Raw genomic sequence first — 18,805 nt, 5'->3', positions numbered from 1 at the left:
TATGAAATTTGTAAAAAACGATCAAACAGCTGTATTCGCCCTGGGCGGTTTAGGCGAAATCGGTAAGAACACATATGCTGTTCAGTTTCAAGATGAAATCATCATCATTGATGCTGGAATTAAATTTCCTGAAGATGAGCTTCTCGGTATTGACTATGTGATTCCAGATTACAGCTATTTAGAAAAAAATGTAGATAAAATTAAAGGTGTCTTCATTACCCATGGCCATGAAGACCATATTGGCGGGATTCCTTATTTGCTTAGAAAAGTGAATGTCCCTGTATACGGCGGGAAACTAGCACTTGGACTGCTTCGTAATAAATTGGAAGAACACGGCCTTTTACGCCAGACAACCATGATTGAGATCAGTGAAGATGAAGTGATCAAGTTCCGGAAAACGTCCGTCTCATTCTTCCGTACAACACACAGTATCCCTGACTCTTATGGAATCGTTGTAAAAACACCACCTGGACAAATTGTCCATACTGGCGATTTTAAATTCGACTTCACACCAGTGGGCGAGCCTGCAAACCTGACCAAGATGGCTGAGATCGGTAAAGAAGGTGTATTGTGCTTACTCTCGGATAGCACAAATAGTGAAGTGCAGAACTTTACTATGTCCGAAAGCCGTGTCGGCGATACCATTCAAGACATTTTCCGTAAGGTTGACGGCCGGATTATTTTTGCAACGTTTGCATCGAACATCCATCGCCTTCAGCAAGTTGTCGAAGCAGCCGTGGCTAACGGACGTAAAATAGCCGTTTTTGGCCGAAGCATGGATTCAGCCATATCAATTGGGCAAGATCTTGGTTATATCGTAGCACCTAAAGATACATTTATTGATGTACAGCAATTGAATCGTATGCCTGCGAATAAAGTAACCATCCTTTGTACAGGCAGTCAAGGTGAACCAATGGCAGCATTATCGCGCATAGCGAATGGCACTCACCGTCAGATTCAAATCATTCCTGGTGATACTGTAGTATTTTCATCTTCACCTATCCCAGGTAACACCATCAGTGTTTCGAGAACAATCAATCAATTATATCGTGCAGGAGCAGACGTCATTTCAGGTCCTTTGAATGACATTCATACATCAGGACATGGCGGACAGCAGGAACAAAAGCTGATGCTTCGTTTGATTAAACCAAAATTCTTCATGCCAATCCATGGTGAATACCGTATGCAAAAACTACATGCCCGCCATGCAGTCGATTGCGGGGTTCCGGAAGAAAATTGCTTTATCATGGATAATGGCGAAGTTCTATCCTTAAGTGAAAACACAGCACAAATCGCTGGTAAAATCCCTTCAGGTTCAGTTTATATCGATGGAAGCGGCATCGGGGATATTGGTAATATCGTTCTCCGTGATCGTCGGATTCTTTCCGAGGAAGGCCTTGTCGTTGTCGTTGTCAGCATCAATATGAAGGAATTCAAAATTGCATCCGGACCTGACATCATCTCACGGGGATTTGTTTACATGAGAGAGTCAGGAGACCTTATCAGCGATGCTCAATCCTTGATAACTAAGCATTTAAATAAGGTGATGGAGCGCAAAACTACACAATGGTCTGAAATTAAAAATGAAATTACAGACACTTTATCTCCATTCCTATATGAAAAAACTAAACGGCGTCCAATGATCCTGCCGATCATCATGGAAGTCCAATAATAATAGAAGCCCAGCCATTGATGGCTGGGCTTCTTTGTGGATAAAAAGTGCGCACTGCCCGAAATTGAGCAAGGCTTGCTTATTCCACAATTTTTTTTTCAAAGCGGTTTATGTCCGAATCCGCGCCGATGACGATCAATATATCACCTTTATGAATTAAATCGCTCGCCTGCGGGGAGACATTTATATCATTCCCCCTTTTGATCGCGACTATATTCAGCCCATAATGAGCACGGATATCAAGGTCAAAGATCGAGTTTCCATTCATCTTTTGGCTTGCAACAATTTCGACGATGGAGTGTTCATCAGAAAGCTCCAAATAATCGAGAATATTATTGGAGACGATATTATGGGCGATTCTTCTCCCCATATCTCGTTCGGGGTGCACGACATAGTCGGCCCCGATTTTACGAAGAACCTTCTCATGATAATCATTTTGCGCTTTAACCGTAACATTCCCGACACCCAATTCCTTAAGCATGAGCGTCGTCAATATGCTAGCTTGAATATTCTCGCCAATCGCTACAATGACGTGATCAAAATTCCGAATCCCTATGTTTCTCAGTACATTTTCATCTGTCGTATCCCCTACTACGGCATGTGAAGCTATTCTGGCAAATTCATTCACTCGATCTTCGTCAGCATCGATAGCCAGAACCCCTAATCCTTCTTCAGCTAATGTCTTGACTATGCTGCCGCCAAAACGTCCAAGTCCAATCACCGCAAATTCTTTTTTCACAATAAGCCCTCCAACGTCATTCGTTCTCTCTTTAGAGCATGTTCAATACTGAAAAGCATTTTTTACGCTTCGCTTCCTTTAAACGTTATATAGTCCGTTAAGTGATTGATCGCGAGTTCAATCGCAGTTTCATCCGGACTTAACTTAGCGTGATGCAATCCGTAATCCGATGAAACCCCCAGCCAGAACATGAATCCTGGAATCTCCTTTAACATATAACCAAAATCTTCACCAGTCATCGCTTCAGTGCATCGATGCAAATGAACAGCGGTTGACTTCTCTGTAAATTCCATGAATTCCCGGGTCAGCCGTTCTTCATTATACACCTGGTGATACATCGCACCATAGTCGATTTCAGCCAAGCACTCATATCCCACTTGTATGCCATCCACAAGCGCTTTTATTCTTGACTTGACCTTTACCATCGATTCTGGGTTAAGGGTGCGTATTGTACCTTCTAACCGTGCTGTCTCCGCAATAATATTTTGAACGGTGCCTCCAGTAATCTTCCCAACTGTAATGACAGCTGAATCAAGTGGATTGACATTCCTAGAAACGATTGTTTGCAGCTGCCCTACAAGCGAACAGGCCGCAATGACCATATCATTTGTTTCATGCGGATAGGCTGCATGCCCTCCTTTCCCCCTCAAATCGATGAATAATTCAGATGTATTGGCAAATAGAAGCCCTTCTTTAACGGCAATCGTCCCAACTGGGTACTCTGGAGCAATATGTAAAGCAAGAATCATATCCGGCTTCCATTTTTTCATCGTTTCCGATTTAAGCATCGGTTCAGCTCCGCCAGGACCTTCTTCTGCAGGCTGGAAGATGAATAGCAAGTTATCATCGATTGGGTTTTCGGTGAAATATGTCAATAATCCCAAACCTATGCTCATATGAAAATCATGACCGCAGGCATGCATATATTCCTCGTGTGTGGATGCAAACGGCAATCCGGTTTCCTCTTTTATCGGCAGACCGTCAATATCAGCCCGGTAGCCAATCGTTTTTCGCGGATTCATTCCCTTCACTTTCACGAATATCCCAGTCCGCCAAGTTTCTATCTCCATTCGCTCCTGGGCCAGTTTCGTTATGTAGTTAAGTAGGTATTCCTGCGTCTTGAATTCTTGGAACCCTATCTCCGGTATTTGATGCAAATCACGCCGGATCTCGGCAAAAGGACTTATTTTCACATTATTTCCTCCTATACAGAAAGCGTGGATATATTTATCCACGCTTCAGGCAATATTCACTAAAGAAATTAAAGTTGACGAAGTTCTTGCATGATTTCTGTTTTTGATTTTGTTTTTTCGTCAATTTGTTTAATGACCCTCGCCGGGATACCGGCAGCAACGGAGTAAGGAGGAATGTCTTTCGTTACAACTGCACCAGCCGCCACAACTGAACCTTGACCGATTTTCACACCTTCCAGTACGACCGCATTGGCTCCGATTAAAACATCATCTTCCAAAATGACCGGTTGTGCGGAAGGCGGCTCGATGACGCCTGCTAAAACGGCACCTGCGCCTACGTGACAGTTTTTACCCACTGTTGCACGACCGCCCAGTATTGCGTTCATGTCGATCATTGTGCCTTCACCGATGACAGAACCAATATTGATTGATGCACCCATCATGATGACTGCGTTGTCTCCAATGGATACTTGGTCACGGATTACTGCGCCAGGCTCGATACGGGCTTTGATGCCTTTTAGGTCCAATAAAGGAATGGCAGAGTTACGGCGATCATTTTCAACTACATAATCCTCGATTTTTGTTCCTGCTGCCTTGATTGCTTCTTCGACTTCAGACCACTCACCGAATACAACACCTGTATTTCCTGTTATGAAAGTTTTAGAAGCTGGTCCAAAATCCATGCCTTCTAAATCGCCTTTGACATATACCTTTACAGGTGTAGATTTTTTACTATTTGAGATAAAAGAAATAATTTCGTTTGCATCCATTTTGTTCATTCCGGGTAAACCTCCTAAATATGTATCATTACTCGTTTTAAATTTACCAGACAACTGCCGGCAAGACAAGTTGAATGTCACTCTTATATATTATTCTCCCCTATTGACACTTTCGTCAGCGGACCTATAACATTCCTTGGTCGCGAATATGCTCTTTCACCACTTCCGTGAATGCTTGCACTTGCTTTAACTGGAAGGCAGATTCATAGCCGCAAAGCCATGTATCTCGTTCGATTGAGTGGTTATGCCCATCCAGTAAAGGGATTTTAAAAACATTCGTATCTTTATCATGCAAAGTGATGGCTGGCAGGATTGCATATCCTATACCATTGAACACCATTTGTTTGCAAGTTTCGATTTGATCCACGACAATGGTGTTTTTTGGTGTCGTTTTAAATTGCCGATGCCACCAGTCCTGGATTTCCTGATAATAATTCGAATCGCTTTTAAACTGAATGAACGGCCGGTCCGTTTCGAACACTTGATTCAGTTCCTTCATTTCAGTATCGACCAGATACAGCATATCCGTAAATAAATGCTGTTTTACGCCTTTCCAATCCGGGGCTCCCCTTATGATGCCAATATGCACCTGTCCTTCATACAAAGACTTTAAAATCTCACTGCTCCAGCCAGTGATTAAGGAAATTTTGGCATACGGATATTTTTGAACGAACTTTTTCAATACTTGCGGCAGCCAATTTTGACCGACAATCGAAGCACAGGCTATTTTCAAAGTCCCATATACTTCATGGTCCATAGCTTGAATGCTTTCCCTGACCTTTTCTTCTTTTTCGATAACCTCATTGGCCAAACGAATTACCGCTTCACCTGCCGGCGTCAGTGACAGCCCTTTTTGTGAACGAAGAAACAGTTTCGAGCCCCAATCCTTTTCTATGGATTGTAAACGCTGTGATAAAGCCGGCTGGGAAACGAACAACCGCTCAGCTGCTTTTCTCATATTCATTTCCTGAGCAAGCACGGATAATAAATGAAATTCTGAAAATGACATACACACCAACCTCTTGATAATTAATTCTTATCATGATGATTTAATTTATTTAAATTTTATTATCAACAAAGTCGGCCTATAATACAAGAGAAAAGAAACGGGGAGAATATCCTTTGACGATCATTTTACTGCTTGTCATCAGTTTTGCAGCATCCTCCGTCGGCACATCGGCTGGGAGCGGCGGCCTTATCGGAATGCCATTCCTTCTTTTGATAGGTTTACCCATACACCAGGTTATTGGTTCAGTCAAATTTCCCAAATATGTTTTCTTCTTTTTCTAGCTTTTATACTTTATTCAAGAAAAAGCAGCTACTAAAATTGAAGGATGCCTTCCAGTTAATCCCATTCTCCCTTTTCGGTGGCTTTTGCAGTGTCCTGCTTGCTAATTCATTCTCTGAGAAGGCAATGAATTTGTTAGCCATCTGTCTCTTGACTGTAAACTCCATTTAAAGAGTCTGCCTTTTTTCCCTATGCCTTCTTATTCTTTCTTAGTCTCGTAAGTAACAGGAAGCTGATTACAGAGAAGACCAGGACAATAAGATAAATCGTCTGTAAAGACAATGTAAGTCCTTCCTGTAAAACATTTACCACATTTTCAGGAAGCGACATGCGTTCTTCACTGTTCAACAGTTTATTTGCCGTATCTATCGTCACTCCCGAGCCGGCTGGCGCATGCTCGTTCAAGTAGGCCTGAAGCCTCATATTCATGATTCCTCCAAGTAATGCAGCACCTACAGTATTTCCTAAATTACGCATGAACATATTGGAAGCTGTCGCAATGCCCCTTCGTTCCCAGCTGACGGTTTTTTGAATGACGACAATGAATGAGGTTGAAGTCAAGCCCATGCCCACTCCGACAAAGAAGGATCCCATGGCAGCAATAAGGGGGCCAGCTTCCGGCTTCATCCACACTAGGATCAAGCTCCCAAGAATCAATGAACACCCTCCAAGGAGGGAGGTTGATTTGAATCCTATTTTCATCAATAACCTGCCAGAGACCATCGATGCTATCGGCCAGCCAATTGACATGGCTGTCAATGTAAAACCAGCTACCGTAGGCGAGCGTTCCATCACGCCCTGAACGAAGGTCGGGAGGAAACTTGATAATCCGATCATCATCACCCCTGTCGTCAGGGATACAAGATTGGCAATCAGGATGGAACGCTCCTGCCAAATTTCAAATGGCATCATCGGTTCGGCCGCTTTCTTTTCCTGAAGAATGAAGAAAATGAAGGTGATGATGGCCACTAATGCCAAGGATATGACCGGAGCTGAAGCCCATGACCATTTCACTCCCCCTTCTACGAGAATCACCATAAGAGTGGATATGGATAACGTCAATAGCGTTGCACCTAGGTAATCGATATCACGTTTTTTCTTTTCGATATTTTCATGAAGGAAAAACCAAATCCCAATAAAAGATAATAACCCCAAAGGGATATTCACCCAGAAGACAAGCTTCCAAGTCAGGGATTCAACGAGCAAGCCGCCCAAAGCTGGCCCCATGACAGCTGAAATGCCCCACACGCTCGATAGATACCCTTGAACGCGCGCCCTCTCTTCATTTTTATAAATATCACCAACAATTGTCGAGGCCACAGGAGCTACAGCCCCTGCCCCAAAACCTTGTATAAAGCGATATATGATGAGTTCCGTCATAGAATCTGCAAAGCCGCAGAGAAGGGAGCCAATGAGGAAGACAATGATTCCAAATAATAAAACAGGTTTTCTCCCGAGAATATCCGATAGCTTCCCATATATCAAGACTGTTACCGCGTTCATTAGCAAATAACCTGAAAACACCCAGCTGTAAAGTGAAAAACCGCCTAAATCACTTACAATGGCTGGCATTGCCGTTGACACAATCGTTCCTTCAATAGCATTCATAAACATAGCCAACATGATTGCAGCTAATATGAAGGGACGTTTCAATTTTTTATTCTGCACCTTAGCACTATTCACTTCTTGGCCCAATTTCAGCATCCTCCCCTAAGACCCTAACTGTTTATAGACTTTACCACTAGCTGGATCAAATATGTAAAAACAAGAAAACTCGCCAACTGGCGAGTCTTGAGGTTAACCATCTTTTTAAGCCTTACTTATTTATCGGGTGTATTTTGTTTAAATACCTTTTTCAGGATTGCTCTTCTCGTTAAGATACCTTCAAATACATGTTCGTCATTCTCCACACAGACAAAAGGATGATCAATCAACAATTCCACACCCTTTGTCAATGTATCATCAATATGCAGGCGAGGTATTTCTATATTCATTATTTCGGAAACTTTTTTATTCTCAAGATTATCAAATTCAATTCGTTCCAGTCCCAAGATTGAATCAAGAATGACTGGTGTGCTAATTAAACCATGCAGTTTATACATCGGATCTAACACAGGAATGGCCGTATAACCGCTCTTTGTTAATACCAATAGTGCATGTTCTAAATTATTGGTTACCTGCACGTGGGCCACGCGTTCAGAAGAAATCATTAAGTCTTTAACGCTGGATTCCAATAAATCCCCATCATGAGTACCGATCATGTTAAAACCCCTTACCATATGTTTTTATATACAGCTCTTTTTCTAGTTTAACATATGTAAGCAGAAAAGGCTCATTCCTAGACCAATAAAATCCCAAACGGCGGGATGTCCGCAAGAGATTTTTAGCCTTTACTAGTTTTGATGTTAACCTGTTTAAAACCGCATTCCGGGCATTGATAAATTACATTTTGGTTGGATTGTGCCGTTAATACATCATCCATTTCTCTTTCCTCACCGCATGCTGGGCATATTACCATTGGATTTTTCATTTTACATCCCTCCAATTAATAAGATGTGTAATTTTCACTGCTTCATTCACAATAAAAAAGCCGCTTCCAAAGGAGGGCGGCTTTTCGTGATTTTTTTAAGATTGAAGAAGATCAAAGATTTCAATGGTAATCATATCAATATTATCAAATTGATATTTGGATGATTTCCCTTTATCACTGTATACTTCAAGCTCGAACATTTCTGTTTTGCTGAAATATGTAACCTGGCACTTTTTCACACCATCTATTTCAAAAAAACGTTGAGCAGATTCAGATTCCTTCGCTTGCTCTTGAAGACTTTTCAATCTGGTAAGGATGCCCTGTAATTGAGACATACTCCCTCTCCTTTCTGAATAAAACCTTTTCGATAGGTTTCACTATACCATACTTTTCTATCCAGTAACCACGCTGAAATAAATTCAGAATAATTTAAAACTTCATTCTTTACATGGCACTATTAACAGAATAAAATAAGGATTGGATTTTGTACATGAAAAATTTTTTAGGGGGTAGATTCTGTTGCAAAACATTAGTGAACTTGGTTATCGCATTTCATTGATTGATGGTTTTGATTTGGATAGAAGAAATCGTACAGGTACATATGTAATTGCCGATGAAGACATCACATTAGTCGAAACTTCCGCCAGCCCCTCCATCCCCCACTTAATGAAGGGGCTCGAACATTTGGGAATCGCCCTTGAAGATATTACATATATCATTCTTACCCATATTCATTTGGACCATGCAGGTGGAGCTGGACTTTTTTTACAGCATTGCCCGAACGCCAAAGTGATCGTCCATCCAAAAGGTGCACGTCATCTAGAAGATCCAACACGTTTGATTGCTGGGGCTAAAGCAGTTTATGGTGATGAATTCAATAAGCTTTTCGATCCGATTTTACCTATCCCGTTCGAAAGAATGCTGATTAAACATGATCGGGAATCCCTGCAAACAAGTGAAAATTCAAAGTTGACCTTTTTTGATACTCCCGGACACGCAAACCATCATTTAAGCATATTCGATTCGGTTTCAAAAGGGATGTTTTCAGGTGATACCGTAGGCATTTATTATCGTGAACTCGATGAAGAAGGTCTGGAATTTTACTTACCTTCCACATCGCCAAACCAATTTAACCCCGAAGCGATGCTTGCAGCAGCGGAATTGTATGAAAGCATCGGCGTCGAACGTATATATTTTGGCCATTATGGGGTATCCGAAAACCCTAAGGAAGTATATAAACAACTTCATTTCTGGCTGCCTAAATTTGTTGCGACTGCCAAATCGGCATACAGGGAATATGCGAGCTTTGAGGAACGAGTGGCAGCGACCAGTAAAAATATTTTCACGGAAGTCGCCTTTCATTTAGGCGAAAAAGGAGTCACCACAGATCATCCTGTTTTTGAAATCATCGCCATGGACCTGAACGTTTGTTCCATGGGATTGATAGACTATCTGGTAAAACAGGAAAAAGGGAAGTAGAACGGGTGCTAGGAGTGTTTTCCTATTCAAATGTATCGGCATCCTCTATAATGAAAAAATAAACCTTACCTAAATCATACATGGAGGATTGAAATGAAAGACGTTACGCTATATACCCAACCTGATTGCCCTCCCTGCAAAATCATGAAAATGTTCTTTGATGATAATAATGTCGTTTACAAAGAAAAGGATATTAAAGCAGATGGACAAGCCCGAAAAGAATTAACGAATAAATACGGCGCCTATTCCACACCAACGGTCGTCATCGACGGGAAAGCCATTGTTGGTTTTGAATTGGACGAAATAAAAAAAGAACTGAATATATAAAAAAAGTCTAGAGAAGGCAGTGACCTCCTCTAGACTTTTCTATTTCCCATATTTTTCAACTAAGAAAAACTTGCTTTATTTCATTTTATCACTTTCATAATTTACATCCATTACCTTCCAAACATCATTTTCCTTTTTCAAGGTAACTGATTCAACATGTTTTTTCATCGATACAGGTCCGTCCCCAGTGTCCTGGAATTTCTCCTGAACATAAATGACATCACCATTTTTCCCATATACAATTTCCGTATTCTTGTCGTAACTGAAAAAAGGGATATAATACGGAGCGAAATCTGATCCAAATGCCATATAACCGCCATCGACTTCCACTACATTCGCTTCGACAAATTTCTTGATGAAATCACCTGTGAAATGTTTACCTAACTTCGCTTCAATCGCTTCCTTAGTACGTACTTCCTCACTGATCGAACCTTGGTTCTCCATGGCATCTTGTACTAAAGATAGTACTTCCTCTCTATGTAAGCCTTCCGCTGAAGTTGTGAACCCTCCACTTAAAAATAAAAGGATACTGGCAAGACATGCAACTAGATATTTCCTCATTACAATCATCTCCTTGTTATAGAATTTCTCCTAATGGTTCTGATTTTTGCCTATGCTTTTCAATACCCGTCATAATCAAAGCCAAACTACAAAATCAAATTCCCCGGGATACCTAATACCATTGCCCATTCTTCACAATAAAAAAGGAGATTTCATGATATTGAAATCTCCTTCTCACAATTATCGAAAAGCATAGTAAAAGATAAAACCGGCAACCAAAATCGTCCCCACGAAAAGGGAAACGAATACCGGGTTCTTTAAATAAGGATGTTCTTTAACAGAATCATCGATAGTCGAATCATATCTGGCCTTCACTTTCTGTGCCCTTGCTACAGAATAAGTATAAAAGAGCAGATATAATGCCATGATCGTAACGATTATGATTAGAATCCAGATGTACGTGCTCAAAATATGTCTCCTCCAAGCGCATCATTTCTGCTTATCGTTACACATTTAAAGCGATTATATTCATGATTCCTTTTTTATAATAGTGCTTCATTTTCATATAAATAACTATAAGAAAGATCACAGAAAATGTATTCCTTATTATTCAGGGGGTATGAAAAGGTCCGTATGGTTTCCCCTGTTTCGATATCACTGTATAAATCGGATAGTCTTCCTTTTTTCTCATTGCGCATCTTTATGATATTTTCGAGAAAATAAGGTCTCCAGCTCCAATTTTTATTCAAATAACTAGGTTGGACTAGCCATTGCCCGTCCTTATGTAGGATATTGGGGGATTTTTGATACCCCTCTTCATCACAAATATAAAGCCGAAAACATACGGAATCCAACTTTTTCGCCAAAATATTGAGAAACTCTTCATGGGAGCCGTTCCGCTTTTGCTGTTTTAAGAAATTTTGCATATTCTCGTTGAATTGCAAGGTTTTTTGATAAACCGCTTCAAGCTTCTTGGTCTCTAAGGAAATGAAGGACTGACATTCTTGATGGAATTTATCACGAAGTAAATCTTTATTAATGAATTCACCTTCCGGTTTCGCCAAAAAATACCCTTGATAATACCGTCCCCCATTCTTCCATGCAAAACGAAGCTGGTATTCGGATTCAATGTTCTCAAATAGTAAATTGGCGCCGATTTTACGTGCAAGCATGCTTAGAGAAAACAGGATGACCTGGTAGGCATCTCCACCGGAAATGCGAAGCTGGTCCAGGTTAACTTTTAAAATATTCGGAGAAATTTGTGCGATTCGGTCCAATTGCGTATCTTGTCCTAAATGATCTAAAGCTATCTTAATCCCATATGTTTTAAAGTAAGCAAGCACATGCTGCAAAGGATCTAAGTTTTCCGGACTGATCGTGTCTGATAGTTCCAGCACGATCCGGTGCATTTCCTCCGGTTGAAAATGACGATGTAAAATCTCCATGAATTCTTCACCATGATCCAGCATAAGCAAATTAGGATCTCTGTTGATAAAGATTAGAAAATCTTCACCATAGTCTTTTATTCTCTCCAAAGCAATTTCAAGTACGTAATTATCCACTTCCACCCTATACTCTTCCGGCACTGCAGAATCGTGAAAAAAAGGTCCAAGGCTTTTATATTCCGATTGTTCCTCATAGCGCCCTAGAATTTCATATCCGATTACCTGATGTTGATCTGCACTGAAAATCGGTTGAAAGAATGGTGTCACCCTGTCTAAATTCTTTAATATCTTTTCTGTATCCATGATGCATCTTCCCCCTAATTACGAAAACACCAATATGCCAAAATTATACCATTAGTTTCTTGCATTGATAATAAATAATTTAAATTCCTACTGCATAACTCTTTTTTCAGAACCACATTCATTCAATCCATTTGAAAAGAAACACATTGAAAAAGCATTGTCCATAACTGAACAATGCCTTATGTCTTATCAAAAAGGGAAGAACCACGGTATTGTGATCACCATGATAACGCCGATGAAGATCTGTATGGATATCCCGATCATGATGAAATCTTTATGCTTGTAATCACCCGCCGTCATGACAAGCGCGTTGGTAGTGGCAACCCTTGGAGTCGATAAAGCCAAACTGCCAGCAACGGCAAGGCATATAAACACAGGAATGGGATCGATGCCTTGATTCACCGCAGATGTCAGGGCGATGGGCGTCATGATTACCGTCGCGGCTCCATACGGGATGAATTGGCTCAGGATCAGTGTCAGCAAGTAAAAAACCGCTAATATGCCGTGTGGCCCGATATTACTGAATAAAACGGCCAGCCAATCACTTATCATCCTCACTCCGCCCGTATTATCCAATGCAGCCGTTATTCCGAACATGGCGGCAATCAAAAGAACAGGTTCCCAGTTAATCTTTTGAAAAGCATCCTCCATCGAACGGACACAGCCACTGATCACCATCAACAATGCGGCCGTCAATACCGATAGTACGGCAGGGACAGACTCCATCGATAATAGAATGACCATCAATGCAGTGATTCCCAAGGCAATCCATGCTTTGCCCTTGGAGTTGACTGGAGAGCCATCTTCCGAAGTACTTCCAATGACGATGACATCCTGTAAATCCGAGGAAATCCTCTCAATGTTCTCCCATTCCCCATGTATCAGGATTGCATCCCCCGGTTTAAGGCGTTCCGTTCCGACATCCGCTTGAATATATTCGCCATTCCGATTGATTGCAAGCACATTACATTGGTATTTCTCACGAAAATGCACATCTATCAAGGTTTGATTCTCATAATCCGAGTTCGGGACGATCAATATTTCTGTCAATCCAAATCTGCTGCTAAGAAAATGTTTCTTTATTTGTTCGGGATTGAAATGTTTAAACTCCAGTTCATAGTTAAGTGCCAATCTCTCAACTGCTTCTTCTTCTCCAAACACCAAAATGATATCTTCAGGATGAAGAACCTCATCCGCCCTTGCAGAAATCGTCAGCTGTCTTTGCAACAGCGGTAATTGCTTATCCTTTGGCTTCCGCTGGATTTCAATCAAAGTCAATTCATACTGAATAGGAAGCTGGAGGTCAGACAGCCTTTCTCCAACAATATCGGAAGTAGCGGGTATATGCAGGTAATGCAATCTGTCATATACTTTGTACATGCCTGCAAGCTCCCCTGCAGACAGCCCCTTGACACTATTGTTCGCGGCTATCGTCTTCTCCGGAAGCAACAGGCGTCCGAGTGTCAACATGAAGAATACCCCTGCTGCAAAGGCGATCAAGCCCACGGGTGTAAAGTCAAAAAACTCTAATGTCCCTATTCCATTTTGCCGTAATACATCAGCAACGATCATATTGGAGGGAGTACCTGTCAGTGTTAATAGCCCTCCTATACTGCTTGCATAGGCAAGTGGCAATAAATACCTTGTCGGACTTGTTTTTTGTTTTAAGGCCATGCTCATAACGAGCGGTAGCATTATGGAAACAATTCCCGTTCCGCTTAAAAAGGCACTTAATATTCCTGCTGCAAGCATGACGATAAGCAGCGATTTCCATTCACTGCCCCCACATAAACCTAACAACTTATTCCCTGCCTTTTCCACGATTCCTGTATTTAACAGGCCGGCACCGACTATAAATAGCCCAGCCAGCATGATGACCACTTGATTCGCAAACCCGGCCACTAGTTCATCCAATGTCAGAATCCCCAGTAAACCCAGAATGGATAGTGCACTTAGTGCAATTAAATCTGCTCGAAATTTCCCTTGTATAAAAAGCGCAATCGCGCATAGAAGTATAATCAGTGTAATAAACATTGGTTCGGTCATCATGTTACCTCCGTATAGATGTTCAATTTCAAACCGGCTACGGTTTCATCAAACCCCAGTTTACATGTTTTTCAAATGCTCATAGAAGATATTTTCTTCATTTTATGTATATTGTTTGTTAGTATGAGGAAGTAACATTTTTATATTAGATAGGTTGATTAATTTGAATAAACCCATATCCAGAAGAACATTCTTAAAGAAAAGTTTTGGTACATTGGCTACCTTAACCGGTTTGGGTATTGGCGGAAACTATTATGCCCATAATTTGGAACCGAAATGGTTAGAAATCAAGCATAAAATCATCAGCCACCCGCTTATCCCAAAAGGTTTTCATGGCATGAAAATGATCCAATTCAGTGATACACATTTAGGCTTTCAATTTCAGCTTAAAGATTTACAAGAAATTGTCAATAAGATAAACCAACTGGACCCTGATGTTATTTTATTTACCGGAGATTTGATGGACCATCCTAATGAATACAAGGATCACCAGAAAATCCCCCTCATTTTAAATCAGCTCAAAGCGCCGCTTGGTAAATTCAGCATCTACGGTAACCATGATCATGGGGGATATGGCTCAGAAATTTACAGCGATATCATGGAAAAATCCGATTTTACCATGTTGCAAAATACCTCATCTAAGATTACCTTATTAACGGCTGAAGAAATAGTAATTGCCGGGATTGATGATGCCATGCTAGGAAAACCTGATTTTGAAAAAGCACTATCCGGCATCCCTGATGAAGTGTTCACCATTATGCTTTCGCATGCCCCTGACCTTGCCGACACATCAAGGACTTATGACATCCAGTATCAAATAAGCGGTCACAGTCACGGAGGACAAGTACAAATTCCCTTTGCCGGTGCCCTTGTAACTCCCCCATACGCTGAAAAGTACCGGGAAGGCACGTATGAAATCGATTCATTAACGTTACATGTTAATAGAGGGCTTGGCACTACCCGTCTCCCATATCGTTTCCTTTCACGTCCGGAGTTGACAGTTTACGAATTCCAATCCGAAAGATGATAGGAAAAGAATACAGGGGAAAACCGCCAGACTTTTTAACAAAGCCTGTGCGAATAAAACGACTTGTTGCCATAAATCATGTGTTCATGTGTAATGGACTCCTATGAATTATAGCATTAGAAGTATATCTGAGAAAACCAGGTTTTTTTTACCAGCACCAAATGGTAGTTGCCATAAAGGTTATACCATACTTAAATAGCCGCACAGGAAAGTTCCGATACACCCTAAAACAGATACCGTTATATAGATAAGGCTATCTATATAACGGTGTTTCCTAATAAGTTCAAGTGTTTCCATGCTGAATGTTGAAAAGGTCGTAAAAGCACCCAGGAAACCTATTGTCAGAAAAACCTGCAAAGATAAAGACCAGCTTTCTTTCTGTGGCAACGCCAGTCCGAGCCCAAAGGAACCTATAAGGTTAATCAGTAAAATGCTAATGGGTATCGAGATGGCTGGCAATAGCCTATTAAAAATAATCTGCAAGACATATCTTGATGCCGCTCCAAAAAAGCCTCCTATAAAAACTGAAAGAACCTCGATCAAAGGGACTCACCTCTCCGTCTATTAAAAAGGCCCAGTCCAAAGAAACCAGCAACCAAACCACAAAAAAGCGTGGCACCAATATACAGTCCCGCCAATGCCAGAGAAGTCTGCAGTAGATTCACCACTTCTTGGGAAAATGTGGACATCGTGGTGAAACCGCCGCAAAACCCGCTGCCCAGCGCTAAAAAAACAAGCGATTTCTTTTTCAAGGCGAAATAGCCATTGATCATTCCAAGTAAAAAGCTGCCTACTATATTTATTAAGAGGGTTCCAAACGGGAAGAAGGAATGACCAGCAGTCAAGATTACGCAATATCGCAATATCGCTCCAGCTGCTCCTCCAAAACCGACTGCAAAAAAGCTTTTAAACCAATCCATCAAGGTCCCCCCAAATTTTACTCATAAGTAGATTCATTATAACAGATTAAGATGGAACAGGCTCTTTTCTAAAAAAATTCCATACTATGTAAAGAATTTGAGAAAAGGAGGCAAATTATGCAAACACAATATTTTCCTTACTACCACTATCCGCAGACCATTATGCTACAGAACGATTACAGAAATGCATATGGGAATGAATATGGACCTGAATATTGGAATGACGAGCGCTTCTTTCCTTTCTTTCCTCTATTGGCGCCTGTAGCTTTTGTTGCAGGATTGGCAATTGGACCGTTGCTATTCAATAACCGTCCACCTGTCTATGCTCCATATCCTCCTCCATACCCGCCCGCTTACCCTCCTTACCCCGCTTATCCAGCGTACCCTGCTTCTCAAGCGTACCCTGCTTCTCAAGGCTTTCAGGGTTCCCAGCAACAATTCGGCGCACAGGCTGCGGTATCTGAAAATATCAATATATACACTCAATAAGGGTTGGACAGAAGGCGACATAAGCGCCTTCTTTTTTCTTGGACCAAAAGGCTTCGGATTGAATTTTACTTCACTATATATTTTGAAGTGGTATAATATGAAAATGAATAGATGGTAAAGTGTTGGGAAATGATGGTCATACCCTAGAGATGTACATGCAGTATTTTTTCACTTTTTTCTGTCCGGTTGCACACACGGCTCTATTTCATCCAATATATAAAAACGGGTTTTTACTGAAGGAAATCTGTTTATAACGTCCTTCTAACCTCATTAAGAAAAGGAGTTTCCACAATGAACCAAACGAAAGGACATTCTGAAAGGGATGAGTTTTCGATAAACTCCCTTGCCCAAGCCGTGTTTATTGTCAATAAACACGCAAAGACTGCATTGGAGCCCAAGAATTTATATAATTTAAAACGGCTCGCATTAAGCAAGCTTATGCAAGAAGGAAAAGCGAAGAAGATTGGACTTCATTTTTCTGATAACCCTCGCTTTGCAGCACAACAATCCGACGTCATTGTCGAATGCGGATCATATGTTTTTCATTTACCTCCCACAAAGGAAGATTTGAAAAAACTACCCCACCTCGGCAGCCGGGCAGCTTCCATACGGAACCCTAAAGCCGCGTTGTCATTATCTAAGGCAAAACAGATCCTGCAAACTTACGTTGGACAAGCAGGTGAAAAACAACCGAACAATGCCAACACCGAGAAAAGGGCTCACGGACGTGGGTCGGTCAAGCAACCATTTCACAATCCATTCCCATCCTCCTTTTTAGGAAAAGGTTCCAAGTATTAATCATTGATAAACCAAACGGGCCGTGAGGTAACGCCTCATCGGCCCGTTTTCACATTCATAATACCAATCTGTCTATCAACTTTATAAGCTCTGCAATTTCTGGCTTGCTGATTTGTGCGTCAGCCCCTACGACCTGACCTTTATGACGAAGGCTGTCAGTAATCAAAGAAGAGAAAATAATCACCGGCAACCCAGCAAGTTCCCCGTTTTCCTTTATTCTTCTAGTCAAATGATGTCCATCCATTTGTGGCATCTCAATATCGGTGATCACAAGATTCACTTCATCTTCAACCACTTTTCCTGATTCAATTAAATTCTCCAGATAATTAAATGCATCAAGTCCATTTTCATAAAACTCCAAGTACTTGAATCCAGCTTCTGACAATGTATCAAAAAGCAGCTTTCTCAGTAATGGAGAATCTTCTGCAATCAGGATTCTCTTGTCTGAATTTTGCCGGGCACCAAGCTTTTTAACCTGTTGGATATTTATTCCTGATTCCGGATTGATTTCGACCACTATTTTTTCAAAGTCAAGTAACAATAACATTTCACTATTTAATTTTATTACTCCGATAATCTGACTTTCAAGGCCTTGATACATATCCGAAGGCTTTTCGATTTGGGACCAGGAGATACGGTGGATCTGTGTTACGGTATGGACATGGAAAACCACTTTTTGCTGATTGAATTCAGCCACTATGAATTTATCCTGATCAGGAGTCTCAGATGGCGGAAATCCTAAAGCATCCGCCACATTCACAACTGGCAGGACTTCTCCACGAAGCTCAATGATCCCCTCCACATTTGGATGGGAATGAGGGACAAGCGTGATGGGGACAGGATTAATGATTTCCTTCACCTTGATTACGTTAATGCCGAATTTATTCTTTCCGAGACCGAATTCCACTATCTCAAGCTCATTCGTGCCACTTTCCAGTAATATTCCTTTATTTGGTTCCATTGTGTCATCTCGCCCTTCTCATACTTTTTCATTTCATAATTCCACAAAAATTTCATGGTTTTATCAATGAACTCCTACCTAATAATTCGGTTAAATATTTCTTTTGTTTAGAGCACAGATAAAAAAAGGAGCAAGCAGTGATTATCTATTGAAGCCAAACTAAAAAAGGGACCCATCAGAGCCCCCTTTTTCCAAAGTTCATTTTTCACCGCTGCCATCCTGCCCATCATATCGATAGTAAAGGGGCCTGTCTCTTCGACAAACCCCTCCATGATATATCCGACATGGGTTATGAAGCAAACCTGATG

General features: G+C 41.2%; 22 protein-coding genes. 7 read left to right on the top strand and 15 right to left on the bottom strand.

The window, feature by feature from the left end:
* Position 1: 1 nt before the first annotated feature.
* Positions 2 to 1,672, top strand: a complete 1,671-nt coding sequence (gene rnjA / locus N0M92_RS01315; protein WP_214750625.1) for a ribonuclease J1 — start codon at positions 2 to 4, stop codon at positions 1,670 to 1,672.
* 79 nt (positions 1,673 to 1,751) lie between these two features.
* Here the strand turns inward: rnjA and N0M92_RS01310 are convergent, their stop codons facing one another.
* The 4 genes from N0M92_RS01310 to N0M92_RS01295 all read right to left on the bottom strand — a co-directional run bounded on the left by N0M92_RS01310 (position 1,752) and on the right by N0M92_RS01295 (position 5,392).
* The gene (locus N0M92_RS01310) at positions 1,752 to 2,411 is read right to left on the bottom strand and encodes a potassium channel family protein (RefSeq protein ID WP_192203910.1); all 660 of its coding nucleotides are present in this window, start codon (positions 2,409 to 2,411) and stop codon (positions 1,752 to 1,754) included.
* Between the two features lie 62 nt (positions 2,412 to 2,473).
* Positions 2,474 to 3,604 (bottom strand): N-acetyldiaminopimelate deacetylase, encoded by a 1,131-nt coding sequence (locus tag N0M92_RS01305; protein WP_397443794.1) that lies wholly within the window; start codon positions 3,602 to 3,604, stop codon positions 2,474 to 2,476.
* Between the two features lie 68 nt (positions 3,605 to 3,672).
* Positions 3,673 to 4,383, bottom strand: coding sequence for a 2,3,4,5-tetrahydropyridine-2,6-dicarboxylate N-acetyltransferase (gene dapD, locus N0M92_RS01300; protein ID WP_192203908.1), 711 nt, complete (start codon positions 4,381 to 4,383; stop codon positions 3,673 to 3,675).
* A 124-nt stretch (positions 4,384 to 4,507) separates the two neighbouring features.
* Positions 4,508 to 5,392 (bottom strand): LysR family transcriptional regulator, encoded by an 885-nt coding sequence (locus N0M92_RS01295; protein ID WP_063231999.1) that lies wholly within the window; start codon positions 5,390 to 5,392, stop codon positions 4,508 to 4,510.
* Between the two features lie 113 nt (positions 5,393 to 5,505).
* Between N0M92_RS01295 and N0M92_RS01290 the strand changes: the two genes are divergently transcribed.
* Positions 5,506 to 5,673, top strand: a complete 168-nt coding sequence (locus N0M92_RS01290) for a hypothetical protein (RefSeq protein ID WP_260284148.1) — start codon at positions 5,506 to 5,508, stop codon at positions 5,671 to 5,673.
* 187 nt (positions 5,674 to 5,860) lie between these two features.
* Here the strand turns inward: N0M92_RS01290 and N0M92_RS01285 are convergent, their stop codons facing one another.
* The 4 genes from N0M92_RS01285 to N0M92_RS01270 form a co-directional block, all read right to left on the bottom strand.
* Positions 5,861 to 7,366, bottom strand: a complete 1,506-nt coding sequence (locus N0M92_RS01285; RefSeq protein WP_260284147.1) for an MDR family MFS transporter — start codon at positions 7,364 to 7,366, stop codon at positions 5,861 to 5,863.
* 125 nt (positions 7,367 to 7,491) lie between these two features.
* Complete coding sequence (gene cbpB, locus N0M92_RS01280) at positions 7,492 to 7,932, bottom strand: cyclic-di-AMP-binding protein CbpB (RefSeq protein ID WP_192203903.1); 441 nt, start codon at positions 7,930 to 7,932, stop codon at positions 7,492 to 7,494.
* A gap of 122 nt (positions 7,933 to 8,054) precedes the next feature.
* Positions 8,055 to 8,201 (bottom strand): hypothetical protein, encoded by a 147-nt coding sequence (locus tag N0M92_RS01275; RefSeq protein ID WP_192203901.1) that lies wholly within the window; start codon positions 8,199 to 8,201, stop codon positions 8,055 to 8,057.
* Between the two features lie 95 nt (positions 8,202 to 8,296).
* A complete protein-coding gene (locus N0M92_RS01270) occupies positions 8,297 to 8,536 on the bottom strand; it encodes a YkuJ family protein (protein ID WP_034314086.1) in 240 nt (79 codons plus the stop codon).
* A 184-nt stretch (positions 8,537 to 8,720) separates the two neighbouring features.
* Between N0M92_RS01270 and N0M92_RS01265 the strand changes: the two genes are divergently transcribed.
* Positions 8,721 to 9,680, top strand: a complete 960-nt coding sequence (locus N0M92_RS01265) for an MBL fold metallo-hydrolase (RefSeq protein ID WP_260284146.1) — start codon at positions 8,721 to 8,723, stop codon at positions 9,678 to 9,680.
* A 93-nt stretch (positions 9,681 to 9,773) separates the two neighbouring features.
* Entirely contained in the window at positions 9,774 to 10,007 is a 234-nt protein-coding gene (locus N0M92_RS01260; protein WP_076366808.1) for a glutaredoxin family protein, read from the top strand.
* 75 nt (positions 10,008 to 10,082) lie between these two features.
* Here N0M92_RS01260 and N0M92_RS01255 read toward each other — a convergent pair whose 3' ends face one another.
* The 4 genes from N0M92_RS01255 to N0M92_RS01240 all read right to left on the bottom strand — a co-directional run bounded on the left by N0M92_RS01255 (position 10,083) and on the right by N0M92_RS01240 (position 14,302).
* Entirely contained in the window at positions 10,083 to 10,568 is a 486-nt protein-coding gene (locus tag N0M92_RS01255) for a DUF3993 domain-containing protein (protein ID WP_260284145.1), read from the bottom strand.
* Between the two features lie 180 nt (positions 10,569 to 10,748).
* Positions 10,749 to 10,976: a hypothetical protein gene (locus N0M92_RS01250; RefSeq protein WP_260284144.1), complete on the bottom strand. Its 228-nt coding sequence runs from the start codon at positions 10,974 to 10,976 to the stop codon at positions 10,749 to 10,751.
* A gap of 74 nt (positions 10,977 to 11,050) precedes the next feature.
* Positions 11,051 to 12,256: an EAL domain-containing protein gene (locus N0M92_RS01245; RefSeq protein WP_260284143.1), complete on the bottom strand. Its 1,206-nt coding sequence runs from the start codon at positions 12,254 to 12,256 to the stop codon at positions 11,051 to 11,053.
* A 189-nt stretch (positions 12,257 to 12,445) separates the two neighbouring features.
* Positions 12,446 to 14,302, bottom strand: coding sequence for an SLC13 family permease (locus N0M92_RS01240; RefSeq protein ID WP_260284142.1), 1,857 nt, complete (start codon positions 14,300 to 14,302; stop codon positions 12,446 to 12,448).
* 163 nt (positions 14,303 to 14,465) lie between these two features.
* On the opposite strand from N0M92_RS01240, the gene N0M92_RS01235 reads away from it, so the two are divergent.
* Positions 14,466 to 15,329: a metallophosphoesterase gene (locus N0M92_RS01235; RefSeq protein WP_260284141.1), complete on the top strand. Its 864-nt coding sequence runs from the start codon at positions 14,466 to 14,468 to the stop codon at positions 15,327 to 15,329.
* A gap of 180 nt (positions 15,330 to 15,509) precedes the next feature.
* On the opposite strand, the gene crcB is transcribed toward N0M92_RS01235, so the two are convergent.
* Together crcB and N0M92_RS01225 are read right to left on the bottom strand one after the other, a co-directional pair.
* The gene (gene crcB / locus N0M92_RS01230; protein ID WP_192203886.1) at positions 15,510 to 15,872 is read right to left on the bottom strand and encodes a fluoride efflux transporter CrcB; all 363 of its coding nucleotides are present in this window, start codon (positions 15,870 to 15,872) and stop codon (positions 15,510 to 15,512) included.
* Positions 15,869 to 16,249 carry a fluoride efflux transporter FluC gene (locus N0M92_RS01225; protein WP_260284140.1) on the bottom strand — a complete coding sequence of 127 codons (381 nt, stop codon included), beginning with the start codon at positions 16,247 to 16,249 and terminating at the stop codon, positions 15,869 to 15,871. The genes crcB and N0M92_RS01225 overlap by 4 nt, the downstream gene beginning before the upstream one ends.
* Before the next feature lie 117 nt (positions 16,250 to 16,366).
* Between N0M92_RS01225 and N0M92_RS01220 the strand changes: the two genes are divergently transcribed.
* A complete protein-coding gene (locus N0M92_RS01220) occupies positions 16,367 to 16,738 on the top strand; it encodes a hypothetical protein (RefSeq protein ID WP_260284139.1) in 372 nt (123 codons plus the stop codon).
* A gap of 291 nt (positions 16,739 to 17,029) precedes the next feature.
* Positions 17,030 to 17,536, top strand: coding sequence for a YkyB family protein (locus N0M92_RS01215; RefSeq protein WP_260284138.1), 507 nt, complete (start codon positions 17,030 to 17,032; stop codon positions 17,534 to 17,536).
* Between the two features lie 55 nt (positions 17,537 to 17,591).
* Here the strand turns inward: N0M92_RS01215 and N0M92_RS01210 are convergent, their stop codons facing one another.
* The gene (locus N0M92_RS01210) at positions 17,592 to 18,497 is read right to left on the bottom strand and encodes a chemotaxis protein (RefSeq protein ID WP_260284137.1); all 906 of its coding nucleotides are present in this window, start codon (positions 18,495 to 18,497) and stop codon (positions 17,592 to 17,594) included.
* Between the last annotated feature and the right edge of the window lie 308 nt (positions 18,498 to 18,805).

This window comes from Peribacillus aracenensis (assembly GCF_025175645.1).
GTDB lineage: Bacteria > Bacillota > Bacilli > Bacillales > DSM-1321 > Peribacillus > Peribacillus aracenensis.
The sequence above is the reverse complement of the archived record's forward strand: the minus strand, read 5'-3'. Positions and strand labels throughout refer to the sequence as shown.